Here is a 9,720-nt window from a genome sequence, read left to right as displayed (position 1 = left end):
CCCCGCTGTCAATAGGACGAACAATCGTGATTTTGGCAGGGGTAGCTAAAAAAGCCCCGTCCCAAATTAGCTACCCCAGGTTGAGGTGGGCCAGAAGGGCTTCGCGGGTATTGGGAACGTTCTTCTCGATCACGGCGTCGAGGGCGACGTTGAGAAGCTGTCCCAGATCAGGCCCCGGTTTGACGCCGGCGCGAATCAGGTCCCCTCCGTTGATGCCAAGCATCTTAAGCGTATAGGGCTCCCCCGCTTCCAACAGTTCGTGGGCGAGCGAACGCATCTCCTCGATCGTCTCGACGTAATAGAAGCACGACGGTGCCTTACCCAGCGTATCGGCACGCTTAAGGTCCATAAGCTCGTCAATCAAACGCGGTGTGTCGACGCCCTCACCCGAAAGCGAGCGCATCATATTGAGCAAACAGGAGCGCTCGGGGCGCAACGGCTTATCGTGATACCTGATAAGCAGACACACGTCGCGAACCAAATCGTGCGAAAGCGCCAAGCGATCCATAATAGCGCGCGCTTTCTTGGCACCAAGCTCAGGATGACCGTAAAAGTGGCCGCTGCCCGCATGATCGACCGTAAAGCAATCGGGCTTGGAGACATCGTGCAAAAAAGCTGCCCACATTAAGCTCAACGAAGGCGCCACGCCGTCACACAGCGCCAGCTCCCCCGCTACCGTCAAAACGCGAGCGATATGGTCGTAGACATTAAAGGCGTGGTAGACGCTGCGCTGGTCAAACCCACGAGCCGGCGCAAGCTCGGGCACGGCGGCGCAAACAAGCTCGGGGTAGCGCAGCATCGCGTCTCCCCCGTGACCGGTCGATAGAATCCCCTCGAGCTCGATGCCTACGCGTTCGCGTGCCACGGCATCGAGCAGCGGCGAGCACTCGGCAAGCGCCTGTTTGGTCTTAGGCTCGATCATAAAATCCAGACGGCAGGCAAAACGCACGGCGCGCAGCATGCGAAGCGCATCCTCGTTAAAGCGACGCTTGGGATCTCCGACGGCACGAATCAGCTTACGCTGCAGGTCGCCCTGGCCATCATAACGGTCGACAAGACCGCGCTGGGGATGCCAAGCCATGGCGTTAACGGTAAAGTCACGACGTGCCAGATCGTCCTCAAGCGACGCCGCACGCTCCACACTCTGGGGATGGCGACCATCGGTGTAAAAACCGTCCAGGCGATACGTCGTGACCTCAATACGCTCATCGTCACAAAGGGCGGTAATGCCGCCAAATTTTATGCCCGACTCAACTACCGCAATGCTGGCTGCCTCGAGCGCCGCCTTGGACTCTTGCCACAGGCCGCTACAGCACATGTCAACATCGTGGCTGGGACGTCCCATCAGGGCGTCACGCACCCAACCGCCCACGAACCAGGCCTCGAGACCGGCGTCCTCAAGCGCACGTAGCACACGCAGGGAGGCATCTGTGGGCTGCGTACCGTTGAGCGAAACATTACACATACCTATGGCCTCCTACGCTTGCGAGCGTTAAACGATGGTTCTCAAGCAGTCTAGCAAGAAACAAGAGTGAGCGCACATGAAATCACATCGTCGATTCGAGCGAACGAGACAGCAGAGCCCATGCGGCCAACAGATAAAAACACCCGCCTCGGAGATCCAAAGCGGGTGTTCGGCAACGATGTGTCTAAACGGTTAGCAGACCTGGCGAACGTCGATGTGCTTCTTATATTCGTCCACCTTGGCAAAATCGCCCAAACCAGGGCACTCGACCACGTTGGCACCGGTTGCCATCGAGAGGCGCAGGGCGTCCTCGACGCACTCGGGGGCATCGTGCCACACGGACAGGAAGGCGGCAAGCGAGGAATCACCGGCGCAGACCGTCGAGAGCAGCTTGACCTCAAAGGTGCGTTTGGCAAACCAAATGTGCTCGCCGTTGGAGAAGTACGCGCCGTCGCCACCAAGGGTCAGCAGCACATTCTTAGCGCCCTTGGCGTGCAGCTCAGCCATAGCGCACTTAACGGACTCGTCGTCGCCACCGCTCACCTTAATGCCAAAGATGTCGAGGAGCTCGTCATCGTTGGGCTTAATGAGCAACGGCTCCATGGCAATGAGATCGGCCAGCTGATGGCTCGAAATATCGAGCACGAACTCGGCACCCTTTGCCTTAACACGGCGAAGAACCTCGGCCAGGAAACCCTCGGAGGTGTTGGGGGGCAGCGAGCCGCTAATGACCAGGCAGGTCATGTCGTCGAGCGAGTCGATGAGCTCAAACATCTCCTGCTCGTTGGCAGCATTGATGGCAGCGCCTGCATTGACCATGTTGTACTCGGTATCGGGACCGGCGTTGAGGAAAACGTTGACGCGCGTGATGCCGTCAGTCCACACGGGCTTGACGGGCACACCCAGGGCCTCGGCGCCCTTGACGATATACTCGCCTGAGAAGCCGGCAAAAAAGCCCAGGATCGTAGTGTCGACACCGTAGTGATCGAGGGTGAACGAGACGTTGAGACCCTTGCCATTGGGCGTATAGACCGCGTTGCGCGTGCGGGTGACGGTGTTGGCGGAAAGTCCGTCGCAGGAAATGTTGTAATCAATGGCGGGATTTGCAGTGAGCGTGTAAATCATGAATGTTCCTTTCACAAAGCAACGTGTTAATGAAAGTATATTCCACACCTTGTGAAAAGACCATAGCAACTCGGCGAACGGTGTAGAACGCGTGCAGGTCGCCAGAAAAGCAGCAAGGCGGGGCAAAAATATCAGGAATTGTTGCCCTGAAGCTCATTTGCAATTTACAAATAAGCGCCCCAGCCTAAACCGGGGCGCCATATGGTCAAGAATATGTAGCGTTTCGCTTACTTGCGATCGAGCTTGCGGACAGCAACGCGCTTGCTATACTCATCGACGTGACCGAAGTCGCCGATGCCCACGGACTCGGCAACATTGGCGCCGGTGGCCATAGCGAGCTTCATGGCCTCCTCGACGTTGTCGCGATCCCTGTACCACTTGTGCAGGAACGCAGCGAGAGTGCAGTCGCCGGCGCAGACGGAAGAGACCAGCTTGATGTTGAACTCACGCTTAGCGTACCAGATGTCCTCGCCGTTGGAGAAGTAAGCGTCGCCGCGGCTACCACGGGTGAGCAGCACGTTCTGGACGCCGGCATCGTGAGCCATCTTCATAGCAACGCGGACCTCGTCGTCGGTGTCGACCGGCACGCCAAAGATGGCCTTCATCTCGTGATGGTTCGGCTTGATGAGCAGCGGCTTCTTGTGAGCGAGCTCCTTGAGCTTGTCGGAAGACAGGTCCAGGACGACGTCGGCGCCACGAGCCTGAGCGTGATCCATGACCTGAGCCAGGAAGTCGGGCGTAGCTTTGGGAGGCACGGAGCCGGAGACGATCAGGCACTCAAGATCGCCCGCGGTGTCCAGGATGTTGTAGAGCTCCTTCTGGTGCTCCGGCGTAATCGGGGCGCCGGGATTAAGGATGCCGTACTCGTGCTGGCCATCGTTGACATAGGTGTTGATACGCGTGATGCCGTCGGTCCAAACCGGGCGGCACAGGCAACCCAGGTTCATGACCTCCTCGACGATGAACTTGCCCGTGAAGCCGGCGAAGAAGCCGAGCGCGACGGTGTCGACGCCCATCTTCTTAAAGGCGAAGGACACGTCGAGGCCCTTACCGTTAGCCGTGTAGCTGGCCGAGCCGGTGCGGACGTTCTCGTCGGGCTCGAGCGGAGAGCTCGAAACCGTCATGTCGACAGCCGGGTTAGCGGTTAGCGTGTAGAACATTTACAGTACCCCCTGTATATTTGAGGGCCGCGCGGCCAGCCCATTCCAACCACGCGGTTACCTCTGATACCAAATTAGCGAGCGGCAGCCTCAAGCAGCGCCTTGACCTCTTCGGCAGTGGTGCAGGCGAGCGCCTTCTCGGCGAGATCGTCGCACTCGGCCTTGGTCCACTGGCTGATGGTCTTGCGGGCGCGAAGGATAGACGGAGCGCTCATCGAGAACTCCTCGAGGCCCCAGCTGATCAGCAGCGGCTCAAGCAGCGGATCGGCAGCGGCCTCGCCGCACATACCGACCATGATGCCAGCCTTGACGCCGCTCTCGATGATGTTCTTGAGCGAGCGAAGCACGGCGGGATAGTACACCTGGTACAGGTTAGAAATGGTGTCGTTACCACGGTCGGCACACATGGTGTAGCCGATCAGGTCGTTGGTGCCGATCGAGAAGAAGTCGGCGACCTCGGCCAGGCGGTCAGCGATCAGCGATGCGGCAGGCGTCTCGACCATAATACCGACCTCGATGTTCTCGTTGAACTTGCGGCCCTCTTCGGTCAGCTCGGACTTGCACTCCTCGACAAGCTCCTTAACGGCCAAGACCTCCTCGACGCAAGTGACGAGCGGGATCATGATCTTGACATCACCAAAGGCGCTGGCGCGCAGCAGAGCGCGGAGCTGCACCTTGTACTGGTCGGGGTTGGCCAGGCAGTAACGCACGGCACGGAAGCCCATGAAGGGGTTCTCTTCCTTGACCATGTGCAGGTACGGGATCTCTTTGTCGCCACCCACGTCGAGCGTGCGGATGATGACCGGAGCGCCATTGAGCGCGCTGGCAACCTTGCGATAGGCGTTGAACTGCTCCTCCTCGGAAGGAAGCTCGGCGGAGTCCATGAACAGGAACTCGGAGCGGAACAGGCCAATGGCCTCGGCGTCGTGATCGAGCGCGTTGGGCACGTCATCGGGGTTACCGATGTTGCAGGCAATGATCTTCTTGATGCCATCGGCAGTCACGGACGGCTTGCCACGGAAAGCCTCGAGGGCTGCCTTCTCGGCAGCGAAAGCCTCGGCCTTGGCGGTGTAGGCGGCAAGCGTCTCCTCGTCGGGATCGGCCTCGACGATACCCTTGCCACCGTCGACGACAACGGTCATGCCGTTGCGCAGCGCGGTGCAGCTGTTGGCAACCGAAAGGACAGCCGGAATCTCGAGGGCGCGGGCGATGATCGCGGAGTGCGACGTGCGGCCACCGGTCTCGGTGACGATACCGGCAACGTGGGCCTTATCGATCGTGGCGGTCATGGACGGCGTAAGGTCGTGTACGACAACGACAGTGTTTTCGGGCAGGACGGAGAGATCGACGACCTCCTTGCCCAAAAGCTCGGCCAGAATACCGGTGCGGATGTCGGCGATGTCTGCCGCGCGCAGGCGGAACATCTCATCGTCCATGGACAGGAACATGTTCTCAAACATGGTCGAGGTGTCCATGAGCGCCTGCTCGGCGCAGGTGCCGCCGTCAATGGCGGCGTTGATGGCGTCGGTCATGCCCGGGTCCTGAGCCAGGACAATGTGTCCGCTCATGATCTCGGCCTCGGCCTCGCCCACCGTCTCCTTCATGTGGTCGGCCTGAGCCTGGGTCTTCTCGCAGAAGACCGAAAGGGCGGTCTGATAGCGCTCCTTCTCTGCTGCCGAATCAGCAACCTCGTGCGGCTCAAACGTCAAGTCGGGTTCGACGGCAACCATGACGGTGCCGATACCGATGCCCTCGGAAGCGTTGACTCCCTGATACATTCCTATTCCTCTCTCCGTGTCATGTGATAAAGCGTTTTGCCATATCCATGACAAAAGAGCGCAGTTCCCTTTAAACAGGTCACTGCGCCCCCAAATATGAACTTAGTTGTTCAACATGCGACCCGTTTGAGTTCTACTCGCCAAGACCGCTCTTGATGAGCTCGATGGCAGCAGCCAGAGCCTCGGCCTCGTCAGCGCCGTCGCACTTGACCTCGACCTCGGTACCGCAGGGGATGCCGGCAGCCATGAGGGCCATCGGGGACTTGCCGTTGACCTCCTTCTCGGGGGTGACGACCGTCACGTCGCAGGCGTACTTGCCCATGGTGGAGGCGAAGAGGCCAGCCGGACGCATGTGAAGACCCTGAGGATTAACGAGGGTAGCCTTCTCAGAAACCATAATTGACTCCTTTTTTGTGTTTAACCCCTATCAGCAATGCGACAGGAGCCATATTCACGACGTTGATTATATTAACTCACATCAAACGGTTTTTCATTATGTTTCGCACGAATTGTTGGACAGATGTCGTTCCTGCACGCTCGCCTGCCGGGCGGGGCGGTTAAGTTTGCTGCTCTACAGTCCTGCGCAAGACGGAAAGCACATTAAGTGCTTTCCTTTGCGTGCGGAACTCGCGACAAACTTAACCGCCCCGTCCGGCAGGCGAGCTGCGGAAACTCGGTCGGTCCAGAGCAATATCGTGCGAACGAAATTATGGCTGATAGTTTATTCGCCTGGTTGATCTGGTTGATGCGGTTGTCTATGCCCTCTTGTGAACTGAGGAATATGCCGAACTGTCGGCAGAAAGGGAACGTCCCTCAGTACCGGTTTACTTGAAAAAAGGCGGGGACCCCTGATGGAGTCTCCGCCTTATATACAGGGGGCGATGTTATTCGCAAGCTGCGGGATTAGACCAGACGGGCATTGATCGTTTTAGCGATCTCGGCAGCGTCGGTGGAACCCTTAACGGTGGCACGGAAGCCCTCGTCCATGAGCGCCTCGGCGACCTTGGACAGGATCTTGAGGTGCGTGGTGCCGGCCTGGGCACCGGGGATGAGCAGGGCAATAGCCACGTTGACAGGAGCGCCGTCCATGGTGTCCCAACCGGTCACGCCAGAGTCGTCCTTGACGACGATGACGGCGGCCTCGGTAATGGCATCAGACTTGGCATGCGGAATAGCGAAGCCCTCCATCATGCCCGTGGTGCCCTCGGCCTCGCGGGCCAGGAAGGCGTTCATTACGGCGTCGGCGTCGTCAGCGATACCGGCCTTGACAGCCTGGTTGGAGACAAAGCTCAGGGCCTCGTCACGAGAAGCAAAATCCTCGGCGACAAAAACGTTCTCGACCTTCACGAAGTCGGAAGCCTCAGCCTTGGGGGCCTCGACGGCAGCGGCCTTGGGAGCCTCGACCGGCTCAGCGGCAGCGGCGGGAGCGGCCTTCTGTTTCTTCTCGAAGTCATACTTCTTGAAAGCAACGAACAGGATGCCACCGACCACGGCGCCGATGAGGATCGCGAGGACCCACAGCGGACCGTTCTCGACAACGGGCAGGACCAGGAAACCACCGTGAGGCGCCGGATCGTGGACGTTGAACATAATGGTCAGGATCGAGGCGATGGAGGAACCGAGCATCATGATGGGCATGACGGGCCAGATGTTCTTGGTCATGAACGGAATGGCGCCCTCGGTGATGTGGGTGCAACCAAGGATGAGGTTGACGATACCGGCGTCATGATCCTCCTGGCTGAAGTACTTCTTGCCGACGATGACGGCGAAGGTGGTGATCAGCGGCGGAACGATGCAGGCAGCGGAGACGGCAGCCATGAAGTTGGTGCCGAAGTTATAGGTGTCGGTGCCGACACCGGCAGCCAGGGCCTCGGTGAGCATAGCGGTACCGGTGACGTAAGCAGCCTTGTTGACCGGGCCGCCCATATCAAAGGCGCACATGCAGCCAATAGCAAGACCCAGGACAACAGCGCCAGAGGCAGACAGACCCTTGAGGAAGTCCATCATGGCGGTGTTAATGGCAGCCATGGGGCCGGAGATGCCGAGCATGACCAGGCCGACGATGGCGGTCGAGAACAGCGGGTACAGGAAGATAGCCTTGAGGCCGTCCAGGTTCTTGGGCAGCTTGGCAAAAACCTTCTCGAGCAGCAGGATGACATAGCCAGAGAGGAAGCCGCCGACGATGCCGCCCAGGAAGCCGAAGCCCACGCCGGCACCGCCGGCATCGATCATGCCGGTCTCGGCATTAACGGGCAGGCCCTGGATGGCGATCATACCGGCGACAAAGCCGGGAACGAGCGCCGGGCGCTTGCCGATGGACTCGGCGATATAGGCGGAAAGCACGGGAACCATGAGGTTCATGGCGATGCCGCCGATGATCTTGAGCATAGCGGCAAAGCTGTTGTAGTCGGCAGCCGTCGAATCGAAGGACGTGATGCCCCACAGGAACGAAACGGCGGTCAGAACACCACCGGCAACGACGAAGACCAGCATGTGGCTAACGCCGTTCATGAGGTGCTTATAGATGATGTGACCGATGGACTCATTCTCCTCGACCTCATCCTCGACATCGGCAGCAGCCGCAACCGTGTCATCGCCCTTGGCGGCGAGAGCACGGTCGATCAGCTTGCCGGCAGCCTCGACGGACAGGGCCTTGGAAACACCGACGGAAACCATGGGCTTACCGGCGAAACGCTCCGCCTGGACATCCTTATCGGCTGCGACGACGACGGCCTTGGCACCGGCGATCTCACCCTTCGTGAGTTCGTTCTCGACACCGACCTGGCCATGAGTCTCGACCTTAATGGTCAGACCGCGCTCGGCAGCTGCCTTCTCCAGCGCCTCCTTCGCCATGAAGGTGTGCGCGATGCCGGTCGGGCAACCGGTGGCGGCGATGATGTCAAACTTAGCCATGTGTCCCTCCTTCTTGAGTACTGCGCCCGCGGGCGCTCCCCTACACGCGCTACGGTGCGCGTTTTTCCACTCCTGAAAGATACCAAGCCACCGCTTATATGAGAAGCAATCAAGCCTATTTCTCCGGTGAAAGGTTCTTTCACAACCGTAAACGGTCGATGAAAGTTTACCATCAACTATTGAAACAGCAAGGTGTATCTTGTAATTAAAATCCCCGTATACTAGAGCGGCACACAACAAGACAGCTTTTAATGCCAACCAGGAGTCATCCATGTCCGATAGCAGCAAGAGCGCACTCTCCCTTATTAGCACGCACAAGGGATACAGCGAGTCCGAGCAGCGCATTGTCGACTATATCCTAGAGCACCAGTCCGAGGCACCGCTCCTAACAGCCGCGCAACTCTCGCGCGCCGCCGCAACCTCCGAGGCCACCGTCTCGCGCTTCTGCCGCAAGCTGGGCTTTGGAAGCTTTCGCAGCTTTCAGTTTTCGCTGGCGCGCGACCTGGAGAGCCAGCGCAACGAGGGCCTCACAGACGAGGTCTCGCTCGATAATATGGAGCAGAGCCTCAAAAACATCCTCGCCGCAAAGGTCAGTGAACTCAATGCGACCATCGATGGCATTGATCACGATACACTGGCAGCCGTCGTGCACGCGTTTAAGAACGCAGGGGCTATCGAGTTTGCAGCCGTAGGTAATACCAACGCCGTTGCGCTTGACGCGACGTTTAAGTTTTCGCAACTGGGCCTTCGCTGTATGTCAAGCACCATCAGCGAGACATCAATCGGCTTTGCGCTCACGTTGCGCCCCGGCGACGTTATCGTGCTGATCTCGAACTCTGGCAAGTCGCGTCGACTGAATCGCATGGCAAAAGCGGCTCGAGGCTGTGGTGCCACCGTAGTCGTCATCAGCAGCGACAGCAAGTCTCCGCTTGCTCGCCTAGCCGACTACACCTTTAATACCGTGAACCACGAGGCGCTGCTCACCACGGGCGACTTTGCGTTCTCCAAGATCAGCGCCACGATGATCATCGAGGTTATCTACAACTTCCTGCTGCCCGAAATCGAGGACGCCCGAGAGCACATCAGCTACTACGAGGAGCTTATCCAGCCGGATAAGGTCGTGGAATAGAAATTATGGCGAGCCGACAAACGCCACTCGCCACGAAACCGGCCCATCTACTACGTTTTATCAGTATGGCCCAACCACAAACCGAAAATAGAAAAACCGCAGGCGTTCTACCTGCGGTTTTCTTTTTGCAATTCAAGGCGTGGTTGCCGA

General features: G+C 58.7%; 7 protein-coding genes. 1 reads left to right on the top strand and 6 read right to left on the bottom strand.

Annotated elements, in window-relative coordinates; all coding sequences use genetic code 11:
• Positions 1 to 70: 70 nt before the first annotated feature.
• From ACTNBB_RS07355 to ACTNBB_RS07330, 6 genes are all read right to left on the bottom strand, one after another.
• Positions 71 to 1,465 (bottom strand): CCA tRNA nucleotidyltransferase, encoded by a 1,395-nt coding sequence (locus ACTNBB_RS07355; RefSeq protein WP_441056203.1) that lies wholly within the window; start codon positions 1,463 to 1,465, stop codon positions 71 to 73.
• A gap of 192 nt (positions 1,466 to 1,657) precedes the next feature.
• The gene (locus tag ACTNBB_RS07350; protein ID WP_427717343.1) at positions 1,658 to 2,590 is read right to left on the bottom strand and encodes a 1-phosphofructokinase family hexose kinase; all 933 of its coding nucleotides are present in this window, start codon (positions 2,588 to 2,590) and stop codon (positions 1,658 to 1,660) included.
• Positions 2,591 to 2,817: 227 nt separating this feature from the next.
• Positions 2,818 to 3,750: a 1-phosphofructokinase family hexose kinase gene (locus ACTNBB_RS07345; protein ID WP_154515554.1), complete on the bottom strand. Its 933-nt coding sequence runs from the start codon at positions 3,748 to 3,750 to the stop codon at positions 2,818 to 2,820.
• 74 nt (positions 3,751 to 3,824) lie between these two features.
• Positions 3,825 to 5,528, bottom strand: a complete 1,704-nt coding sequence (gene ptsP / locus ACTNBB_RS07340) for a phosphoenolpyruvate--protein phosphotransferase (RefSeq protein WP_427793764.1) — start codon at positions 5,526 to 5,528, stop codon at positions 3,825 to 3,827.
• Between the two features lie 133 nt (positions 5,529 to 5,661).
• Positions 5,662 to 5,925, bottom strand: coding sequence for an HPr family phosphocarrier protein (locus tag ACTNBB_RS07335; RefSeq protein ID WP_022094575.1), 264 nt, complete (start codon positions 5,923 to 5,925; stop codon positions 5,662 to 5,664).
• A gap of 506 nt (positions 5,926 to 6,431) precedes the next feature.
• Positions 6,432 to 8,441: a fructose-specific PTS transporter subunit EIIC gene (locus tag ACTNBB_RS07330; RefSeq protein WP_441056202.1), complete on the bottom strand. Its 2,010-nt coding sequence runs from the start codon at positions 8,439 to 8,441 to the stop codon at positions 6,432 to 6,434.
• Between the two features lie 271 nt (positions 8,442 to 8,712).
• Between ACTNBB_RS07330 and ACTNBB_RS07325 the strand changes: the two genes are divergently transcribed.
• On the top strand, positions 8,713 to 9,570 hold the full coding sequence (locus ACTNBB_RS07325; protein ID WP_154515542.1) for a MurR/RpiR family transcriptional regulator: 858 nt from the start codon (positions 8,713 to 8,715) through the stop codon (positions 9,568 to 9,570).
• Positions 9,571 to 9,720 lie beyond the last annotated feature (150 nt).

This window comes from Collinsella sp. HCP28S3_B9 (assembly GCF_052066095.1).
Classification (GTDB): Bacteria; Actinomycetota; Coriobacteriia; order Coriobacteriales; family Coriobacteriaceae; genus Collinsella.
This window is presented reverse-complemented; position numbering and strand designations above follow the sequence as displayed.

What these genes read in the sequence shown, in the direction of transcription:
- ACTNBB_RS07350 (WP_427717343.1), bottom strand. Translation starts at nt 2,590, where the DNA reads ATGATTTACACGCTCACTGCAAATCCCGCCATTGATTACAACATTTCC.
- ptsP (WP_427793764.1), bottom strand. Translation starts at nt 5,528, where the DNA reads ATGTATCAGGGAGTCAACGCTTCCGAGGGCATCGGTATCGGCACCGTC.
- ACTNBB_RS07325 (WP_154515542.1), top strand. Translation starts at nt 8,713, where the DNA reads ATGTCCGATAGCAGCAAGAGCGCACTCTCCCTTATTAGCACGCACAAG.
- ACTNBB_RS07345 (WP_154515554.1), bottom strand. Translation starts at nt 3,750, where the DNA reads ATGTTCTACACGCTAACCGCTAACCCGGCTGTCGACATGACGGTTTCG.
- ACTNBB_RS07335 (WP_022094575.1), bottom strand. Translation starts at nt 5,925, where the DNA reads ATGGTTTCTGAGAAGGCTACCCTCGTTAATCCTCAGGGTCTTCACATG.
- ACTNBB_RS07355 (WP_441056203.1), bottom strand. Translation starts at nt 1,465, where the DNA reads ATGTGTAATGTTTCGCTCAACGGTACGCAGCCCACAGATGCCTCCCTG.
- ACTNBB_RS07330 (WP_441056202.1), bottom strand. Translation starts at nt 8,441, where the DNA reads ATGGCTAAGTTTGACATCATCGCCGCCACCGGTTGCCCGACCGGCATC.